20 protein-coding genes are annotated in these 20,562 nt (G+C 34.8%); 7 read left to right on the top strand and 13 right to left on the bottom strand.

The genetic code is table 11. The features are described 5' to 3' along the window. Positions 1 to 39: 39 nt before the first annotated feature. From DFQ11_RS13435 to DFQ11_RS13420, 4 genes are all read left to right on the top strand, one after another. On the top strand, positions 40 to 612 hold the full coding sequence (locus DFQ11_RS13435) for an urease accessory protein UreF (protein WP_229791302.1): 573 nt from the start codon (positions 40 to 42) through the stop codon (positions 610 to 612). A gap of 114 nt (positions 613 to 726) precedes the next feature. After that, positions 727 to 1,368 (top strand): urease accessory protein UreG, encoded by a 642-nt coding sequence (gene ureG, locus DFQ11_RS13430; RefSeq protein ID WP_110476401.1) that lies wholly within the window; start codon positions 727 to 729, stop codon positions 1,366 to 1,368. Positions 1,369 to 1,371: 3 nt separating this feature from the next. Beyond that, positions 1,372 to 2,187 carry an urease accessory protein UreD gene (locus DFQ11_RS13425; protein WP_110476400.1) on the top strand — a complete coding sequence of 272 codons (816 nt, stop codon included), beginning with the start codon at positions 1,372 to 1,374 and terminating at the stop codon, positions 2,185 to 2,187. Between the two features lie 2 nt (positions 2,188 to 2,189). Then, positions 2,190 to 2,894: a hypothetical protein gene (locus DFQ11_RS13420; protein WP_110476399.1), complete on the top strand. Its 705-nt coding sequence runs from the start codon at positions 2,190 to 2,192 to the stop codon at positions 2,892 to 2,894. 78 nt (positions 2,895 to 2,972) lie between these two features. Here the strand turns inward: DFQ11_RS13420 and DFQ11_RS13415 are convergent, their stop codons facing one another. The 3 genes from DFQ11_RS13415 to DFQ11_RS13405 form a co-directional block, all read right to left on the bottom strand. After that, complete coding sequence (locus DFQ11_RS13415; RefSeq protein WP_110476398.1) at positions 2,973 to 4,475, bottom strand: aldehyde dehydrogenase family protein; 1,503 nt, start codon at positions 4,473 to 4,475, stop codon at positions 2,973 to 2,975. Positions 4,476 to 4,919: 444 nt separating this feature from the next. Further along, positions 4,920 to 6,518 (bottom strand): sensor histidine kinase, encoded by a 1,599-nt coding sequence (locus DFQ11_RS13410; RefSeq protein ID WP_110476397.1) that lies wholly within the window; start codon positions 6,516 to 6,518, stop codon positions 4,920 to 4,922. Between the two features lie 148 nt (positions 6,519 to 6,666). Continuing rightward, complete coding sequence (locus DFQ11_RS13405) at positions 6,667 to 7,515, bottom strand: helix-turn-helix domain-containing protein (protein ID WP_110476396.1); 849 nt, start codon at positions 7,513 to 7,515, stop codon at positions 6,667 to 6,669. Between the two features lie 251 nt (positions 7,516 to 7,766). Here DFQ11_RS13405 and DFQ11_RS13400 point away from each other — a divergent pair, with 251 nt between their 5' ends. From DFQ11_RS13400 to DFQ11_RS13390, 3 genes are read left to right on the top strand one after another with little or no spacing between them, the layout of a single operon-like run. Next, positions 7,767 to 8,825 (top strand): Fe(3+) ABC transporter substrate-binding protein, encoded by a 1,059-nt coding sequence (locus tag DFQ11_RS13400; RefSeq protein ID WP_110476395.1) that lies wholly within the window; start codon positions 7,767 to 7,769, stop codon positions 8,823 to 8,825. Continuing rightward, on the top strand, positions 8,806 to 10,470 hold the full coding sequence (locus DFQ11_RS13395) for an ABC transporter permease (protein ID WP_110476394.1): 1,665 nt from the start codon (positions 8,806 to 8,808) through the stop codon (positions 10,468 to 10,470). Before DFQ11_RS13400 ends, DFQ11_RS13395 begins: the two co-directional genes overlap by 20 nt. 2 nt (positions 10,471 to 10,472) lie before the next feature. Further along, positions 10,473 to 11,477, top strand: a complete 1,005-nt coding sequence (locus tag DFQ11_RS13390; protein ID WP_110476393.1) for an ABC transporter ATP-binding protein — start codon at positions 10,473 to 10,475, stop codon at positions 11,475 to 11,477. A 6-nt stretch (positions 11,478 to 11,483) separates the two neighbouring features. Here DFQ11_RS13390 and DFQ11_RS13385 read toward each other — a convergent pair whose 3' ends face one another. From DFQ11_RS13385 to DFQ11_RS13340, 10 genes are all read right to left on the bottom strand, one after another. Further along, entirely contained in the window at positions 11,484 to 12,338 is an 855-nt protein-coding gene (locus DFQ11_RS13385; protein ID WP_110476392.1) for a hypothetical protein, read from the bottom strand. Continuing rightward, the gene (locus tag DFQ11_RS13380; protein ID WP_110476391.1) at positions 12,335 to 12,742 is read right to left on the bottom strand and encodes a hypothetical protein; all 408 of its coding nucleotides are present in this window, start codon (positions 12,740 to 12,742) and stop codon (positions 12,335 to 12,337) included. Before DFQ11_RS13380 ends, DFQ11_RS13385 begins: the two co-directional genes overlap by 4 nt. Positions 12,743 to 12,887: 145 nt before the next feature. Then, on the bottom strand, positions 12,888 to 13,448 hold the full coding sequence (locus DFQ11_RS13375) for a hypothetical protein (protein WP_110476390.1): 561 nt from the start codon (positions 13,446 to 13,448) through the stop codon (positions 12,888 to 12,890). Positions 13,449 to 13,558: 110 nt separating this feature from the next. Beyond that, the gene (locus tag DFQ11_RS13370; RefSeq protein ID WP_110476389.1) at positions 13,559 to 14,131 is read right to left on the bottom strand and encodes an MliC family protein; all 573 of its coding nucleotides are present in this window, start codon (positions 14,129 to 14,131) and stop codon (positions 13,559 to 13,561) included. A 167-nt stretch (positions 14,132 to 14,298) separates the two neighbouring features. Beyond that, the gene (locus tag DFQ11_RS13365; RefSeq protein ID WP_110476388.1) at positions 14,299 to 14,820 is read right to left on the bottom strand and encodes a YceI family protein; all 522 of its coding nucleotides are present in this window, start codon (positions 14,818 to 14,820) and stop codon (positions 14,299 to 14,301) included. 93 nt (positions 14,821 to 14,913) lie between these two features. Further along, positions 14,914 to 15,627: a pirin family protein gene (locus DFQ11_RS13360; RefSeq protein WP_110476432.1), complete on the bottom strand. Its 714-nt coding sequence runs from the start codon at positions 15,625 to 15,627 to the stop codon at positions 14,914 to 14,916. Between the two features lie 255 nt (positions 15,628 to 15,882). After that, on the bottom strand, positions 15,883 to 16,758 hold the full coding sequence (locus tag DFQ11_RS13355; protein ID WP_110476387.1) for an AraC family transcriptional regulator: 876 nt from the start codon (positions 16,756 to 16,758) through the stop codon (positions 15,883 to 15,885). Positions 16,759 to 16,794: 36 nt separating this feature from the next. Further along, positions 16,795 to 18,540, bottom strand: a complete 1,746-nt coding sequence (locus tag DFQ11_RS13350) for an N-acyl-D-amino-acid deacylase family protein (RefSeq protein ID WP_110476386.1) — start codon at positions 18,538 to 18,540, stop codon at positions 16,795 to 16,797. A 118-nt stretch (positions 18,541 to 18,658) separates the two neighbouring features. Beyond that, positions 18,659 to 20,098 carry a pyridoxal phosphate-dependent decarboxylase family protein gene (locus tag DFQ11_RS13345; protein WP_110476385.1) on the bottom strand — a complete coding sequence of 480 codons (1,440 nt, stop codon included), beginning with the start codon at positions 20,096 to 20,098 and terminating at the stop codon, positions 18,659 to 18,661. 63 nt (positions 20,099 to 20,161) lie between these two features. Further along, positions 20,162 to 20,359, bottom strand: coding sequence for a hypothetical protein (locus tag DFQ11_RS13340; RefSeq protein ID WP_110476384.1), 198 nt, complete (start codon positions 20,357 to 20,359; stop codon positions 20,162 to 20,164). Positions 20,360 to 20,562: the final 203 nt, after the last annotated feature.

Raw genomic sequence — 20,562 nt, 5'->3', positions numbered from 1 at the left:
GGATTGGAAACTTATATCCAGCAAAAAGTGGTGAAGGATGTGGATACTACGCGCGAATTTGTAGAAAACATGCTCATTTATAATTACAAGTACAATGATGGGCTTTTTGTCCGTGATGCTTTTAAATATGGAACAGATCAAAATCTCGAAGCGCTTTTAGAGTTGGACAACGAGTCACACGCCTTGAAAACACCTATGGAAGTCCGTGATGGCAGTTCAAAATTAGGCATGCGATTGCTCAAGATTTATGTTCGGCTACACGATTATGAATTGATGCATTCCTTTTTCGAAAAAGTGAAAAACAAAGAAACCCCTGGGCACTATGCAATAGTTTTCGGAATGATTACCGCCCTTTTAGGTGCTGAAATCAAATCGGTATTGAGTGCATTTTATTACAACGCCGCGGTTAATATGGTGACCAATAGTGTGAAAATGGTCCCCTTGGGGCAAATGGACGGACAGGAAATCTTGTACAATATGCACGATTTAATTGCCAAACTTGTGGACGATACCTTAACCTTAGATGAAGAGATGCGCGGCTTATGCAACCCAGCATTCGATATCAGATGTATGCAACACGAAACCTTGTACTCACGACTCTATATGTCCTAAAATAGTCGTTAGGTGTTAGGTATTAGGGATGAGGAATGAGGAATGAGGTCAAGATTTAAGAAGTACAACTATTTACAAAATGGGTTTTTAAAATAAATAAAAACAAAACATAAAATGTCAGAGAGAACATATATAAAAATAGGAGTTGCCGGACCTGTTGGCTCAGGGAAAACCGCTTTAATTGAAAAATTATCCCATAAAATAGCTAAAGACTACAGTATCGGCGTCATCACCAATGATATTTACACCAAGGAAGATGCGGAATATCTAACGAAGAACTCCTTATTACCTGCCGATCGTATTATTGGTGTGGAAACTGGTGGTTGTCCGCATACAGCTATACGAGAAGATGCAAGTATGAATTTAGAAGCTGTAGATGAGATGGTCAACCGTTATCCAGAAATAGAAATTGTTTTTATCGAAAGTGGCGGAGATAACCTATCGGCAACCTTCAGTCCAGACTTAGCAGATGTCATCATTTTTGTGATTTCCGTGGCTGAAGGTGAGAAAATTCCACGAAAAGGAGGCCCAGGAATTACACGCTCCGATTTATTGGTCATCAACAAAACTGATTTAGCACCATATGTCAATGCTGATCTTGAAGTAATGCGTGCAGATTCTAGCAGAATGCGCCAAGGAGCACCTTTCGTCTTTACCGATTTGATGCGAGGCGACGGATTAGAAGATGTCATCAATTGGATAAAAAAATACGCCTTAATTGAAGAAGAAGCTCCAGAACCAGCATTACAATATTAAGCTATGGGGCAATACAGTATTGAAACCGGCTTGTACCAAGAGCGCACCATTTTAAAGGACACCTATTTTACGCCGCCATTTAACGTGGTTGAAATTCGTGAGGATAAAACCAACCCTTTAATGGAAGTGATGATTATGAGCTCTTCACCAGGCTTTTTTAATCTGGATGATTATAAAATTGAAATAAACGTTAAGACCAATACCTTGCTAAATCTACAAACACAATCCTATCATCGGGTGTACGATACGCCTGATGGCGCGCGACAGGAAATGAAGGTAATTATTGAAGAAGATGCTTACTTCAGTCATGTGCCACATCCTTCCGTACCGCATAAAGGCGCTATTTTCGAAAGTAAAAACAATATTAATCTCGCTAAAAACAGTGTGCTCATTTGGGGAGAAATATTGGCCTGTGGACGAAAGCTTAATGGCGAATCCTTCGCTTTTACAAAATATAGCAGTCTGACGGAAATTTATCGCGAAGGCAAATTATTTTATAAAGACAATTTATATCTAAAACCATCTGCCGTAGATTTTAAGACCCTTGGACAATATGAAACGTTCACCTACCAAGCCAACTTGGTAAGTATTGATCCCTTTCATTCAGCAAAAGACCGGATGGTATTTATATCTACAGTGTTGGATGAGGAAGAAGATATTCTATTTGGAGTATCACAGCTTTCAGAAGATGCTTGTGCTTTAAGAGTTTTGGGCAATTCCGGAGAACAGCTTTTTTCAGCCTTAAAAAAAATTCAAAAACAATTAGATAAACACGCAAACGCTCTACGTAAAAAGGAAATAGAGCTCAAGTTAGTATAAGAATGGAATCAGAATTAAATGTATTATTAATGGCCGCTATATCCATTAGCGTGCTTCACACCTTAACAGGACCAGATCATTACATCCCTTTTATAGCAATAGGAAAAGCGAAGAACTGGAGCCTCAGACGCACTATTTTTTGGACCGTCATTTGCGGCACAGGGCATGTCATGAGTTCCGTTTTCTTGGCTTTGGGAGGTGTGGCACTAGGATTTTCATTAAACAAACTGACCTGGTTTGAAGAAGTAAGAGGCGGTTGGGCTGCCTGGGCATTATTCCTATTTGGAATTGTCTTTCTATTAATTGGAATATATCAAGTTTATAGAAATAAAAAACACAAACATTTTGACGTGTACGATAGTGGCGATGTATATGTATACGAACACAAACACGGTCAGGGACCAGTCATGCCAACGGAACGACGCAAAGTTACGCCATGGGTGATGTTCATCATCTTTTTGTTGGGACCTTGCGAACCTATGATTCCCCTACTTACTTATCCTGCCGTTATGGATTCTACTTACGGCATTTATCTTATTACTGGGGTCTTTTTATTCTTCACCTTGTTAATGATGGTAATGATGGTGGTTTTGGGACATTATGGGTTTAAATTAATAAAAACAGATTTCTTCGAAAAATATATGACTGCCATTGCAGGCACAACCATTGACATCTGTGGAGCAGGAATGATTTTCTTAGGTTGGTAAGAACCAACTTCATTGAAACAACAAAACCCCAGCATCTGCTGGGGTTTTGTATTATAAACTTATCTGATCAAGTTTTGACTAAAAGAAGCCCATAGGTTTCTTGTCGTAAGAGATCAACATGTTTTTAACAACACGGTAATGATCTAAAGCCATTTTATGGTTTTCACGACCGAATCCTGATTCTTTCACACCACCAAAAGGAGCGTGCGCAGGATAAGTATGGTATTGGTTTACCCAAACTCTACCTGCTTGAATAGCACGAGGAACTTGGTATAATTCGTGAGCGTCACGAGACCAAACACCTGCACCTAATCCGTAAGGCGTATCGTTTGCGATGGCGATAGCTTCTTCAGTAGAACGGAATGTTGTTAAAGCTACAACTGGGCCAAAAATTTCTTCTTGGAATACACGCATGTTGTTATCCCCTTTTAATACGGTTGGTTGGATGTAATATCCTTCAGAAAGTTCCCCTTCGTAGTTACCAGCGTCACCACCAGCTAATACCTCAGCACCTTCTTCTTTACCAATATTAATATAACTTAATATCTTGTCATATTGTGCTTTAGAAACCTGTGATCCAATCATTGTTTCAGGATCTAATGGATTTCCTGTTTTAATGCCTTTCATGCGTTCTTGCATTCTTGCAATAAAATCATCAGCAATATCTTCGTGCACTAATATACGCGTTGGAGCGGTACAAATCTCACCTTGGTTTAAAGCGAACATTAACGCACCTTCAATAGCTTTGCTATAAAATTCATCGTCTTGATCGGCTACCGATGGGAAGAAAATATTAGGAGACTTACCACCTAATTCCATTGTTACAGGAATAATGTTTTCTGCTGCGTTATGTAAAACTTTACGTCCTGTTTCAGTAGAACCAGTGAAAGAAAGTTTAGCAATACGCTTAGAGGTAGCTAATGCTGCTCCAGCTTCTGCACCAAAACCAGTTACGATGTTTAATACACCTGCTGGTAAAATGTCACCAATTAGCTCCATTAATGCCATAACACTTGTTGGTGTCTGTTCTGCTGGTTTTACAACCGCTGTACAACCTGCTGCTAAAGCTGGAGCTATTTTCCAAGCTAACATTAACATAGGGAAGTTCCAAGGGATGATTTCTCCAACCACACCAATAGGTTCGTGCAATACAATACTTACAGTGTCTTTGTCGTGTTCAGAAATTGATCCTTCGTCTGCACGGATAACACCTGCGAAATAACGGAAGTGATCAATACAGTAAGGGATATCTGCTGCACGTGACTCACGAATAGGTTTCCCATTATCGATAGTCTCTAAAGTTGCTAAGTATTCGAAGTTATCTTCCATTACCTGAGCAATTTTCAATAACGCATTACTACGTTCTGTAGCGGAAGAGGTGCTCCAAGATGGGAACGCTTCGTGAGCTGCATCTAGTGCAAGATCGATATCTTCTTGAGTTGAACGTGCTGCTTGCGTGAATACTTTACCGTCTACTGGAGATACGTTATCGAAGTACTGACCTTTTACAGGTGCTACGAACTTACCACCAATAAAGTTCCCGTATCTTTCTTTGAATACGGGCTTTGTTACATTTGCCATAATTATATAGTTTTAATTTTAATTCTTGATTTATGCTTGCTAAAAACAAGCGCTGTGTAATTACACTGCAAATGTAGGTCGGCTTCTCTCCTTTCTATTTATTGATACGGTTCAATAACTTATGAAAAAAGGTCAATATTGGTGGTTTTCAAAAATTTAGCGTTTTAAAATCATGTAAACACCTGATATACAGCTATAAAAAAAAGGGCTGTGTTTTGTTTTTATAAGTATATTGAGCTAATAATGGTCTTGATTAAGTATTTGTGGCAAGCGAAATAGGTGATTTTAGTCCACGTTCATGGTTAATACTAAATTCTCTTTAAAATGCATGGAGTTCTATTGCCAATGTGCTGCCTTTAACTATGGCGCATTTTATTTAATTACAGTACACAAAGTAATTTAAATGATTTCACTTTTAATTATAGTGTATAGTTCATTATTCGATTATTCAGAAAAGCTTATCTCAAGGGGTTTAAAATGTATTTTAAAGGTGCTCTTTTCTTTATTTGAATAATTCAGTTCTCCATTAAGTTGATCTGCCATTATTAAAATAAGTTGCATGCCTAAGGAATCAGATTCTTCAAAATTATAATTGTTTGGAAGGCCAGGGCCATTATCGGAGTAGATTAATAAGTAGTAATCATTTTCTTTGCGTATAGTTATCTCTAAACGATTTTCTTTGTTTAAATTAAAAGCGTGCTTATAGGAGTTGGTGACTAATTCATTAAGAATTAGTCCAAGATTTGAGGTAGTGTCACCATCAAAAATTAAATCATCATCTATATGTATTGAGGTTGTTAGATTTAAATCTTTTATACCTATAATTTGTTCCACAAAATCTAGTAGCTGTTCTGTGTATTCTTTAGTTTTAATTACTTTAAGTGATGCGCTTCCGTATAGCTTTTCATGCACCAATGCCATAGAATGAATACGAGATTTACTTTGTTCTAATGCAGCTTTTACAGAAGCGTTATTGCTTTCGTCCTGTTGCAAACTTAAAATTCCAGAAATCATCTGCATATTGTTTTTAACTCTATGGTGAATCTCTTTGATAAGAGTTTCAATCTTGAAAAGACTTCTTTCTAATTCCGTATTTTTTACATTAATTTCGGTATTAGCTAGTTTTAAGTTTTTATTTAATCGAGTGTTTTTTAGGAATAAATAAAAGATAACAATAATAGCTATGGACATAATAAAATACCATAAATAGGTTAAGTAGGCTATGGTATTAGAAATCTTAGGTTTTTCTTTGTAGGCACTTCCAATCTTTAGGTTTAAACCAAAGACATGTATATTGGAGTAAATAAACTCATCATCTGAAACTTCAAAATTCTTATAATATTCAGGATCTGTATTTTTATTATAAACAGTGGTTTCATTATAAATGACTTCCCTAGTTACGTCTACCGAATCTTTGACAATGAACTTATGTATAAACTCCTTTTTCTCATCACCTTCGTAAAAATAGTTCAATAAATATTTAGCATTTATAACAGGGGCCATATAGCCTAAAACTTCGTTCTGATTGTCATGAACGGTAAAGTTGAAAGGTAAACCCACCCATCCTTCCCTAAGGTTGATAGGTGTAAATATAAGAATATCGTCGGTTGTCATTAATTCATCTAATGCTTCGATTCTTTCATTACTCAAAAGATTTTTTAGCGAAACTCCCTTCAGTCCTGGTGGATCAATAGCATGTGGTGTAACAACATATTTAAAAACATGGTTCTTGTCTATATAGCTAACGACGATGGAATCATTAAATTTAATTTCGTCTAAGAGGTCCTTTAGATAATTTTGAAGTTCAATCTCTGTAGGAAAAGTTGGTGTGTTTTTTAGATGGCTTTTTAAAGAAGACACTAGGGTAGCGTAGACGTCAATTCCGGCATTTGCTCTTATCATAGCATCGGAATGCGTTTTTTCTAATCTATCTTGAATTTTTTTTCGTTCTAATTCTTGATATGAAGAAATAAATTGATGAAGTAAAATTCCACCTAAAATTAGAGTGATAATGATCACAATCAGGGACTTACTGATTTTCATAGGGTGTGGGGATGAATATCTGTCAAAAGAAATAGGGCTTGTTTATTTCAAAGTTACTATAAATATTGATTTAGTTTTTATAAAACTACCTTTAAAATTTAAAGTTAAGCATCTGTAAATGTATGAAATATCTGAAAAACTTGGGGGTTTAGAGTTCTGGTTTAGGGATGTCTGTCGGGCTGAATCCAAACTTATTTTTAAAGGCTACACTAAAGTTGGATAAATTATTATAACCAATTTCAAAATAAATATCGGAAGGTTTCAGATCTTTGTTTTGTAGTAATTCTTTGGCTTTTTGCAAGCGTTTATCCTTTAACCACTTTCCTGGTGGTTGATTATATTCTGTCGTAAAATGACGTTTGAAAGTCGATAAACTCATATGACATAAAAATGCAATCTCCTCTAATTTCAAATTAGAATGCACATTGCTTTCTACGACACTTTTGAAGGGTGAAACTTCTTTAGATATTAATGAGTGTAAGTAATATTCGAATCTCGAGCCATACTTATTTAATAAATACAGCATTATTTCTTCAAATTTTAAAACTAATAATGCATCACTAAAACTGTGATTGGTAAAAGTGGTTGAAGATAATGAGTTTATAAAAGCCGCAATGTATTCGTCATTTTCAATGACAAAATATGGGGTTTCCTCTTGATAAGGATGGATATCGTTAGTATATTTCTTTAAAAAATCTTTTAACTTTCTTTCAGAAAAAAAGAAAAGTTTACAATAGTAAATAGCTTCAATATCTAGCAATTCTGTCCACAACCAATTCCCTTTTTTTAGTAGTAAAGATTGCTTTTTGTTAACTGCAATAGAGTTATTGGCAAAATGTACCTGCTTTTTTCCTACTTGGAGAAAGCTAAACATATTCATACTCAAGTTAACCTTACTCTTTACAACATCACTCGTCATCTTAAAATCGTAGACGAAAATGTCTTGTAGATTCTTAGACTTATCGATGTAAATTTCGGGAATGTTTTCTATGGGCATGTACACTATTTTAGTACAAAGATAACGGACTTATTTTAGGGACAATAACATTAACTCAAGTTTGAAAACAATTCCTTTATAACAGCAGAAATTTTTATATAATAGACTATTGTAAATACCAATCTCATCGGTTTATCTCTTGTAGATTGGTTAATATTGCTTAAGCGAAAGTTAATTAAGGATAATCCTTGACATCTCATTTATTTATATCCATTCTAAATTATTATATTTGCACTTCCAAATTAGAAAACATGAAGAAAATACTAATTGCATTAGCAACATTTTCCATCGTAGTAGCTTGCGGGGATCAGAACAAAAAGAAAGATGATCAATCATCAACAGCAGAAACCACTACCAGTCAAGTGGTAAATGTTTATACGCATCGCCATTATGAACCAGATCAAAATATCTTCAAAATGTTTGAAGAGAAAACAGGTATAAAAGTTAAGGTGATAAATGCAAGTGCAGATGAGTTGATTCAGAAAATGAAAATGGAAGGTAAGCAGTCGCCTGCTGATGTATTAATAACTGTTGATGCTGGCCGATTAAGTCGAGCTAAGGATGAAGGCTTATTACAAAGTATTGAATCAGATATTTTAGAAAAAGAAATACCATCACATCTACAGGATGTCGATAATCAATGGTTTGGTTTAACCAAAAGAGCTCGTATCATTGCTTATGCAAAGGATCGTGTTAAGCCAGAAGACTTAAGCACTTATGAAGACTTAGTAAATAAAAAATGGAAGGGCAAAATATTGGTAAGATCTTCCTCTAACATTTATAATCAGTCCTTAATGGCTTCGATTATTGCTAATAATGGTGAAGCGGCTGCAAAATCTTGGGCAGAAGGGGTGGTAGCTAATATGGCACGTTCTCCAAAAGGATCAGATAGAGATCAGGTAAAAGCGGTTGTTGCTGGTGAAGGTGATATCGCAATTGTTAACTCGTACTACATTGGTAAAATGTTGAATTCTCCGGATGCTGAAGAAGTGAAAACGGCACAACAAATTGGTCTGTTTTTTCCAAATCAAAACGATAGAGGAACGCATATAAATGTAAGCGGAGCTGGAGTAGCTAAATATGCACCAAATAAAGAAAATGCGATTTTGTTTATAGAGTATTTAATTAGTGCAGAAGCACAACAAGTATTTACTGAAGCTAACTACGAATATCCTGTTTTAGAAAGTGTTGAACCTGTGAAAGATATTAAAGAATGGGGTGAATTTAAAGAAGATAAGTTAGGCTTGAACAAATTAGGAAAGCACAATAAAAAAGCAGTTTTAATTTTTGATGAAGCAGGCTGGAAATAAAAGCGAAGCATTCTCTTTAAAAACGAGGATTAAAAGGCTGAAAAGAGACATAAATAAGTGGTCAGTTTTAACACTGACCATTGTTTTTTTCTTGGCCTTACCCATTATATTTATTGGTGTAGAGTTGTTTTCAGGTCCTGGTGAAACTTGGGGTCATATTGTAAAATACCTATTGCCAGATTATATATGGAACTCGTTTTACCTTGTCATCGTTTGTAGTTTTCTTGTATTAATTTTTGGAGTGTCGTCGGCCTGGTTTGTGTCGCGATATGATTTTCTATTCCGAAAACAAATGGAATGGCTGTTGATACTTCCTTTGGCTATTCCTTCTTACATCGTTGGTTATGCCTATGCTGGTATTTTTGATTATGGCGGAAGTATGGATCTTCTGTTTCGACAACTGGGCTTAGAGTTTATTCGGATTGATATTATGAATAGAGCTGGTCTCGCTTTTATTCTGAGTATTTCTTTGTTTCCTTACGTATATGTTAGTGCGCGTGCTTTTTTCCTTAATCAAGCAAATAATCTTCTTGAAGCTTCAAAAATGCTAGGTGTAGGTGAACGAAAAACATTTTTTAAACTCATGCTCCCACTCGCACGTCCTGCGATAGTCGCTGGATTGGTGTTGGTTTTAATGGAGGTACTTAACGATTACGGTGCGGCAAAATACTACGGGGTAAACACCTTTACGACTGGTATTTTTCGATCTTGGTTTTCACTCGAAGAACCTCAAACCGCGGTGTATTTATCAGCATTATTAATTCTTATTATATTTACCCTAATTCTATTTGAAAAGTGGCAAGTAAGAAAAATAAAATTTACTTCTTCAAAAACAAATAGTACTCAAATTCAGAGAAAAGAACCAAAAGGTGTTATGCAATGGGTGATATTTTCTGCAGTTTCTCTACCAATTATTTTAGGTTTTATTTTACCTGTTATACAGCTCATTTATTGGGCAGTGATTACGGCATCTACCGTATTTGATATGGAATTTATCATGATTTCTCTTCAAAGTTTTGCCATTGCGATCGTCTCAGCAATCATTACAGTGTTCTTTGCTCTTTTACTAATTTACTTTTCAAAGTGGAGTACACTTACAACCATTAAAAATATTTCGAGAATTGGAGTTTTAGGCTATGCCATTCCAGGAGCGGTAATTGCTATTGGAATTATGATTCCAACGCTTGCCCTAGATAAATGGCTTATTAATATGCTTGCTAAAGTTGGTGTTGACTCAGGTTTAATTATCAATGGAACTTTGATTGCTTTATTGTATGCTTATGCCGTTCGATTTTTAGCTGTGGCTTACAATCCAATTGATTCTACAGCCCTAAAAGTTGATAACTCCATTCCAGATTCGTCTAAAGTCTTGGGTGTTGGTAACTTGAAAACATTTTTAAAGATTGAATTTCCGCTAATTAAAACCGGTGTATTCAGTGCGGTCATATTAGTTTTTATTGATGTGATGAAAGAACTTCCTCTAACTTTGATTTTAAAACCTTATCATATTGACACTTTAGCGGTAAAAGCATTTGAGTACGCTAGTGATGAAATGGTTATGGAAGCTTCTATCCCGTCTCTTTTCATTATCTTTACAGCTATGATTCCTGTGATATTTTTAAATAAATTATTGATTAAAAAGTAACCATGTTAACAATAGACTCACTTTCCAAAAGTTTTGACAAAGGCAAGAATTTTGCTCTTGAAGATGTAAGCTTCAACTTGAAGGCTGGACAAGTTTGTGCTATTGTAGGGGAGAGTGGAAGTGGAAAAACGACTTTGGTTCGTCTTATAGCTGGATTAGAACGACCTGATCATGGGAGTATTACAATGGGAGGTAAAATAATTGCCTCATTGGACAAATTCGTTCAGCCTGAAAAAAGAAAAATAGGATTGGTTTTTCAAGAATATGCTTTATTTCCTCACTTAACCATTTTGGAAAATGTCTTATATGGTATTTCAAAACTAAAGAATAAGAAAACAAGAGCACAAGAAATGCTTGATTTGGTGGGGTTGGGTAATATGGGAAGTCGATATCCACATCAATTATCGGGAGGACAGCAACAACGTGTAGCTTTGGCAAGAGCATTAGCGCCAGAACCTTCTTTGTTAATCTTAGATGAGCCCTTTAGTAACCTTGATACGATGTTGCGTACGCAATTAAGAAACGAGGTGTTCGATATTATAAAGAAAACTGAAGTGACAGTGTTATTTGTGACTCACGATACACAAGATGCACTTTCAGTGGCCGATGAAATCTTGATTTTGCAGAAAGGTAAAGTTATCCAGAAAGATGTAGCTGCAAACCTCTATGTGAAACCAAATACCCTATATGTAGCTTCTTTATTTGGAAGTACAGTGCATATCAACAAGAACTTACAGAATGCTTTTCGTTGTCCGTTAAAGCAAGACTGTTGTCATGCCATTCGTAATGAAAAAATTATTGTAAGCCCATCTTCAGCTGAAGCCGACTGTGAATATATAACAGCAGCTCGGGTGATTAAAAAAATTCAATTAGGTGATTCTACCCAATTAGTATTAAAATTGGAGTCTGGTGAACAATTAACCGTAATGACACAGGACCAAAACATTGCAGATACTATTTATGTAGGATTTAATTCTAAAGATATTTTAGAATTTGAGCAGGAGTAAGGTTGTCTAATGATATCCAATCCTTGTGACAATTAATACAAAACAACTTACCGAAATTAAGGTATACACTACTTTTAGATAGATATTATTACATAAAAACACACCACAGATGGCCAGTAAGGCCATAAAACCAGTCTCAAATCGAGTGGCAAGAATTCCAATAATCATCATTGCAAGTATTAGGTGTGACCATACGCTTTTAGGTTTGAATAGTATTGCTATAGCAACGGCTGATTCTATTATGATAGTAAGCCAAACAAAAATTTGACTATAGAAGTTAACTTTTGGAAAAATGTCGCGTATTATAAGGCTTTGATGTTCGTTTGGATTTGTAGCTTGAAAGTTTGTAAGGTTTGCTGAATTACTCTTAATAATCTCTACGCTTTCTGGAAAGAAATTGATAAATTTCCGGAATAAAGCGCCTTGATTTATCATAAAATAATAGAAATCTCCACTGATAAATTGCCGCGACATAAGTTTTTGAAAAACTGATGTTATAACTACAATAACTAATAGAATTTGTATATTTTTAAATAGATAATCTCCACGTTTGTGATAGTGAAATGCTATCACTGAAAGCACCATAAACGTTAATAAAAAATGGTGGTTTGCTAACCAAAAATAGTCATGAATGAGATCTTCAAGTAGTAGCGCGAATAAAGTAATCCAGATAATAGGGTGATTTTTCCTATTACGCGATAGAAAATAACTAATTCCTCCTATTAATAGAATTAGTGCTTTCCATTTCCGATTCTCTTCAACCATAATAAAACAGTAGGATCCAAGAATTAATAAGAGTAATTGAATGGCAAGTGCACTTGAATCTTTTAATTTGGACTTAATGTTTAATAAATAGCTCAAAAGTCTGTATTTTTTAAATGGATTTCATCTATTAACTCTCTACTATATATACCTTGCTTAGAATTAATAACAGGTTTCCATATTTGAATATGAATGCTATCTTTTTGAGTTGTGCTTAAAATTAATTCACCGGACTTTTTTAGGTTACTCTTATTAGGCATAAGCATCAAAGTACCGAGAGTTTCCTTCATTTCGTCATTATCCTTAACTAAGGAATCAACGGACATTCCTGAAATATGAATTTTATTATAGTAGTAATGTATATCCGTATACATGCCATAGCCTCCACCTTTCCATTTGCTGAGGTTTTTATTGCAAGCAAACCCGAAATGAACTATAATTATAATTATGGCGAGGCTAGGAATGCCAAATTTCAAAATGAGCTCCTTAATGGGATTGGTCATGAGTATTACTTAAACTTCTTTTTAATTCGATGATAATCGATGAACTAATAGGTTTAGCTTATTATGTTTAGGAATTTAGATTCTAAATATAGATATAATATAATACTGAAGGAAAATAATTTTTATCAACCTATAAATTTAATTGCTATTTCACATAGGAACCTGTCCATTCACCATTTGGATTAAATAAGTTAAATCCATTTTTTGAATCAGAGCATAGATATTGTCCTGTCCATTCAGCATCAAGTGAAAATAAATTAAAATTAGAATTTGAGCGAACAAAGTAACCTTTCCATTTATTCTGAATATCATACAATAAATACATATCAGAATTAGCATATACTAAAAAACCGATGAGATTAGCTTCTTCGTCAAACATATACATTCCATCCCAAGGTCCATTAGATGGTTTAAGTTTAGAGTTATACTTTGGATTTATTTCCGAATTAAACTCAGGGTTTATCTTAGAATTATATTTTGGGTTAATATGGGATGAATACTTCGGGTTAATATCCGACGAATAATTTGGATTTATACTCGGATTGTACTTTGGGTTAATTCGAGAATTGTATTTTGGATTTATACTTGTGGTATACTTGGGGTTTATGCTAGAGTTGAATTTAGGGTTTTGACTCGATGGGACAAATTGACCATATGTAAAGGTCACTGAAAATAGAAATAAGTACAAAACGTATTTAGTTATCATATTTACCCATTAAAAGTTTAAATTCTTTTCTTAAATCCGGTTCTAAAATACAAAACGGTTTGAGTTGAACTCAAACCGTTTTGTATATATAATCTAAAAGAGAATTATGTTTAGTTCTTAAAAACGGTTTTACCGTCTTTAGTTAATTCCAATTTATCACCTTTTCCTCTTAATTCGTAAGTGTCATTTTTATACCAAATTCCTGATGCTGCTTTCTCAGCAACTAGGTCGATTTGTTCGCCACCATTAAGGTAAGCTTTAGCCGTACCTTCGGTATTGTTGAAAGTCAAATCTAATGTTTGTCCTTTGTCATCCTTCAATGAAGATTGTACGATATCATCTTGGTGTTCAAAAACAATCTCATCACCTTTTTTTAATTGGATATCATTTCCCTTTCCTCTTAATTCATAGTTGTCATTTGCATACCAAAATCCAGATGCCGATTTCTTCTGTTGTAAATCGATCGTCTCTCCATCAAAAACAAGAGTTGCCGTTCCTTTTGTATTATTAAATACAATTTCTAATTCCTCACCATCTTTGTTCACGGTAGTTGTTGTAACAAAATCATCCGCAACTTGCTCAACGGTTTCTTTTACGTCAACGTTTTCCTGTTGAGGCGCGTCTTTACATGAGTTTAATACTAATGCTGAAAGCATGGTGATTGTTAAAATATTCTTTGTCATTTTTTAATTTAGTTTTTAAAATTAAGTTTTATTTCTGCTCTTATAAGTCGCAAATACTCTGCCAAATCTATACAATTCCACAATTTATTTTTATAAAATAAAAAACGGTCAGAGTTTGATACCTGACCGTTTAAGTTAGCTTAATTAGGGTGTAATCTATTTAAAATTTAAGCTTGTTTTGTGAATTGTACATTTACAACCATTTTTACTTTGTCAGAAACAACGATACTTCCTGCTTCAGTAACAGCACTCCAAGTTAAGTTGAAGTCTTTTCTGTTAATAGTGCCAGTCATTTCAAATCCAGCTTTGGTTTGTCCGTAAGGATCTTCTGCTACACCATTTAATTCGGCGTCTAAAACAACTTCTTTCGTGATGTCTCTTATCGTTAAATCTCCTACTAATTTTTTACCATCAAACGATTTTGAAACGAATTTCATTTCAGGGAATTTTTCAGCGTTGAAGAAATCATCTGATCTTAAATGTGCATCTCTATCTTTGTTTTTAGTATTGATAGATGCTGTTTTAGCACTAAATGAAAAGTCTGCATTTTTAAAATCGTCTCCATCAGTTTTAGCAGTTGCTTCAAAATCTTCGAAGTGACCTGTTACTGTTGAAATCATCATGTGCTTCACTTTGAAAGCTATTTCTGAATGTGCGTTGTCTAATGAGTAGTTTGTGTTCTTACTCATCTTTATATGTTTTAATTGTTAATATTTATCTTGTTTGTGTTTTGGTTATAAGTTGTAACCATTCTTTATTTTAATTCCTCTTTAAAGCTGGTATTACATGGACATTGGAACTTCCATAAGTAATACACGTGCGTTTTCTGTGGCTTTTACATTAAGGCTATCTGTGTCCCAAATACCCATACCATCTCTCTTAGAAAGTTTAGTGTCATTGATTTCTACCTCACCTTCAAGTATGAATGCGTAAACGCCATTTCCTTCTTTTTTGATTTTGTATTCATCTGATTTTCCTTTTTCAAACTTTCCTATATGAAACCAAGCATCTTGATTAATCCACACACCTTGATCGTCTTTGTTAGGAGAAAGTACTTGATAAAACTTGTTGTCTTTAGCAATATCTCGTATTGAAATTTGATCGTAACGAGGTTCAACATTTTTCTCTTTAGGGAAAACCCAAATCTGAAGGAATTTCACTTCCTTGTCTTTGTTTTTGTTGTATTCTGAATGCGTGATTCCTGTACCAGCACTCAATACTTGCACGTCACCTTCTTTAATTACAGCAACGTTACCCATACTGTCTTTATGCTCTAGATCGCCTTCTAAAGGTATGGAAATAATTTCCATATTGTCGTGTGGATGTGTTCCAAAGCCCATTCCTGCGGCAACTGTATCATCATTTAGTACACGTAGTACGCCAAAATGCATACGCTCTGGATTATGGTAATTAGCGAAACTAAATGTATGGTGTGAGTTTAACCAACCGTGATTTGCGTGTCCTCTTGTCTCTGCTTTGTGAATTATTGTGTTCATAGTCTTTATATTTTTATTAGGTAAATGATTAAATCCTACTCGTTGCATCAATGTATCGTAAGTTGATGTTTTAGGTTTACTATTTTCTGTCTTAAGTACTTGAGGAGCAATCGCGCCAACAACACCTGTTAACAAAACATTTTTAATAAACTTTTTACGATTCATAGTATTTGCTTTAAGTATGGTACAAATATATAACCGATTAGAAATCTGTGGAATATGAAAAAGAGGGATAGACTTATGAAAATCCGATATTTAAGAATTTTGCTCCTTTTTCTTGAAGCTAGATGGGGATATTTGTGTGTGTTTTTTAAAAAAAGCACTAAAATTAGCAGGTTCATTAAAACCTAATTCATAGGCCACTTCTTTGTTGGTTAAATCTGTAAAATACAACAGTCGTTTAGCCTCTGTAATTATTCGTGCTTGAATATAATCTTTAGCAGTTTTTCCAAGTTTAGATTTTACCGTTCTATTTAAATGATCTGGTGTGATATACAACTCGTTTGCATAAAAGCTTGTAGAGTGTTCTACCTTATAGTGATTTTCTACAGATTTTTTAAACTTCCTGATTAAGTTGTCACCCGTAGTATCCACATCCGATTCTATAGGGTTGATAGAACAAATATTATTACATTCTATAAGTAAAAGCTTTAAATAAGCACCTATAGATAGTAGTTTCATGTTTGTATCACTATGAAATAGTTTAAAAATTTGATCGGAATAATGTTCAATAGTATCAAATTTTTCTTTGCTTGGGGTTAGGGGAGGACTTTGACCGTAATTGTTAAAGAGGTTTAAGCTATCAATAAAAGAAAGTCGAATGGAGTTTTCAACTAAAAACTGATTTGAAAAAGTCATGGCATATCCAAAAGATTTCTCCGATTCAACTACCTGATGCACTTGCCCTGGGGCAACAAAAAATACTTGCTGGTTGGAAAGATCATAAGTGTTAAAGTCTATATTGTGTTGTCCCTTTGCTTGGTTGACTATTAAAACCGTATAATAATTATGTCTGTGGGGTTCATCAACCTCTCCATTGCGTTTGGTGTAAATATCTTCCATTTTAGAAATGCCAAAATTTACGCTTTCTTCGGCATGATTTACTTTTTGATATGTTTTGACGCTGTCCATTATTTATTGAGGTTTCAAAATAATTTGATTGAAGGGTTATATTTTCTCTAAAAATCTACCATACTTTCGGCTAGTAGCATAATCTGAAACAAAGTGTTCGTTTTCAAAGATAGTTTTTCCTCCAACCATTACTCTTGATACTGTGCCTTCATTTCTATTGACCAGTCTGTCGTAGTTGTTAAACTCTTTAATCTGTCCCATTTCAACGGTTTCTGTAATGGCGTCAAATTTATGAGGATCAATAATGGCTAAATCTGCTATTTTACCTTCAGCAAGATAGCCCGTATCTAATCCAAACCAATCACTTTGTTCTTTTGTCAATCGCCAAATACATTTCTCCATAGTCATAATTGGTTCACCTTTAACAATAGATTCCTGTACCACCTTTATCATTTTTAATGGGAAGTTATAGAAGGCCATATTATTTAAATGGGCACTAGCATCAGAGAAACTGATCAAATTATGTTTGTGATTGTATATAAGACCATATTTTTCAATTCTATCATTGGCTATTGTTGTGGTCCATCTTATTTTTTTATCATATTGAATGATATTATCTAAAAAGTAATCTACGGGATGTTGCTGATGTTCTTCGGCAAGTTCATAAAAGTTCTTACCTATCATAGTAGTATCTGGTGATTCTAAGATTACCGCTTTACTTAAGTCCTTATGCCAAACCTTAGGGGCGAATTTCTTCTTTATTTCTTTCTTAAAAGAGGCTCTAAAGTCAGAATCTTTAATCATCTCATTGCGTTCCTCTAGATTTTTGGAGAGATGTCTCATTGCTTCACCACTTGGAAATTCTTCGAACATCACAGAATCTACACCATCGTAATAAACGGTGAATGGTACAGGTGGGGACTGCATCCTAAAGTTTGCATTACCTAAAGTGTTTATAACTTTACTACCGAATGAAATTAAAGGGAAAATATATCTATCGCCAATTAAATCCATCATGGCAATCATCGTCGTTTTTAGTGGTTTTCTAAACCATCCAGAACTAGAAAACATATAGTTGAGTGCATTTACCCTAGTTACAAGATTTGGAGCGCCTTGTAATATGGCATCTCTACTACGAAGCAATTCTATAAGATTTTTTCGTTCTTTCCATGAGGAATAGAAAGACGGTGTTTTGTGCGACCAATAGCGGTCACCATCCATTTTGTCCCAAGGGTTGTCCATAGTAGATAAACCAATGAAGCCTTCATCTAATGCTTCATTCAGCATGTTATACATTGCTGCTTGTTCTTTTTTAGTAGCCGTTTCATTATCCTTTAATGATCGCTCAATTCCCATAGCTTTCATTCTTAAATCTGAATGACCAACAAATGAGGCTACATTAATACCTAAGGGAAGATTATTGACGTAGGCTTTCCATTCCTTAGCATTAGTCCATGATTTTTCTTTTTTCAACAAAGGAAGCATGACCTCTCTTGGAATGGCTTCAACTCGAGTGAAGGAGTCCGAAACATCTTCGGGTGAATTATAAATAGCACTAACTGAACAACTGCCCAAAATTACCGAGGTTACGCCATGACGAGCAGATTCCTTGAGACCTGGAGAGGCTATAAGTTCGGCATCGTAATGTGTATGTGAATCTATAAAACCAGGAACCACCCATTTTCCTTTGGCATCAATAATATGCAGATTATCAGTGGTTTCAATGGATCCGATTTTCTCTATTGTTCCATCCTCATTAATCAAAATGTCCTTTACTGTTGCTTTTTCATCTTTGCACCCTGAAAAGAATAAGCCGTTTGTAATTAAGGTTTGTTTTTGCATAATTCGAATAAAGTGGATTTTACTGGTACTTATAGAAAGTAAGTTTTGGTTTTAATAAGGCCGTTAGGCTTCTAAAATAGTAAATATATGAACACATATAATAAGCTAGAATAATTTCTTATGAGCTCAGCTCGTCTACCTTTTCTTTAATGATTTTTAATAATAAATCAATATCCTCTAGGTGCGTTCTAAATATGACGACAGCGACACGAATCCAAAATACATCATTGATCGTGGTAGATGAAAGAAATAGTCGACCATCGTTTTGGATCGCTTCAATCAACTTTTTATTAAATGCATTGACATCACCGCTTTTCGGGATATATCTAAACATAGCCACAGAAAGTTCAGGTTTTGGGCCTAATTCATAAGCATCCAACTGTTTTATTTCCTTATAGAAATAACGGGTTAGTAGTAGTTTTTCTTCTAATGAAGCTCTAAATGGTTTTAAACCAAATAGTTTTAGGGGTAACCATAATCTCAGGCCTCTAAAATGTTTGGTGAGTTCAGGAGAAACATCCGCTGGAGACACCTCCTCATCGGCATGAACAGCATCCTGCATATAGTCGGCTAAGAAATGATGAGCTTTTAAGGCTTTTTCTTTACTTTTTATAAGAATTGTACCAGTTCCGAAAGGTAGGAACAGTGTTTTATGTGGATCGAGCGTAATGGAGTCGGCTTTTTCAATGCCCTTAAATTTCGACTTCATTTCAGGTACCAACTTAAAGAAACCACCATAAGCGGCGTCTACATGAAACCAAAGATTGTGTTTTTGTGCAATATTGGCAATCGGCTCTAATGGATCAATGGCTCCTGAATTAGTAGTGCCAAAGGACGTATTGATAAAGAATGGTATGAGGCCATTTTTCTTATCTTCAATAATTGCTTTTTCTAAATCAATTACAGAAAGTTTTAAAGCATCATCTAATGGAATATATCTTAAGTGTGCTTCGGACAGACCTGCAATTTTAATTGCTTTTTGAATGGAATGGTGGGCTTGACCTGAAAGGTAAATAACTAATTTGTCGAAATCTCGAGCTTTGATATCAAAAGATTCGCGCGCTGTAACTATCGCAACTAAATTGGCAATAGAGCCGCCTGAAGTTAAATTACCTATAGAGGTTTCTGGATATCCCATAAGACGACACATCCAGCGAAGTAGCATGTTCTCCAGTCTCACAGCACCTGGAGCTGCATAAAATACGCCGGCATACCGATTGCTAACAGCCGCGATATAATCTCCTAAAGCCGATGGGTAGAGTCCACCACCCGGAATATAACCCATATGACCACTTGACGCAGGATTTAGTCCAACATTATCAATATTTGTACTTATGCTATTCAATAAAATAGATAAATCTGTAGCTTCCTCTGTGATGTCTAAGTCATAGATGTCTTTGCCGTTGTCATTGGAGTTTACGAAAGCCTTGGTGGTATTTAGCTCATTAATAAATCGATTAGAATATTGTAAAACTTGAGAGTTCCACTGATCTCTTTGCTTTTGAAGCGGATCTAAAAGCCGAGAGGTTTTTTCAAGTGCTTTGATTTTATCAATCATATATTAAATAAGTGCTTAGGTTGAAAACATATAAATTAACAACCGTATGTTATCTAGTTTTACTCAGAAATGATTTAATATTTCAGTGGTTCCAGATCCGATATCATGGTTATAGCCATTGGTCTTTAAGGCTGATTCAATAGCTCCGATTGTTGCTAATAAATCACTTTTGTTCACGGATCCCATATGACCAATTCTAAAGTAACTGTTTTTTAAATCAGGTAAAAGTCCTCCTGCTAGTATAATACCTCCTTGACTCACTGCTTTTAGAAAATTAGATCCCTTAACTTGATTTGGATATAATGGCGCAGATAAGGTATTCGCAGAAATCTCTTCACGCTTTGAAAGTAAATCTAAACCTAAAGCATTGGTGCATTCAAGGCCTTAACGCAACAAAAGTTGCTAATTGGTTATGGTACAATTTAATTTTTTCTTTCCAAAAAACCTAGATTTTTCGAAGGCAT

Origin of the sequence: Winogradskyella epiphytica (assembly GCF_003217215.1) — a bacterium.
GTDB classification, from domain to species: domain Bacteria; phylum Bacteroidota; class Bacteroidia; order Flavobacteriales; family Flavobacteriaceae; genus Winogradskyella; species Winogradskyella epiphytica.
This window is presented reverse-complemented; position numbering and strand designations above follow the sequence as displayed.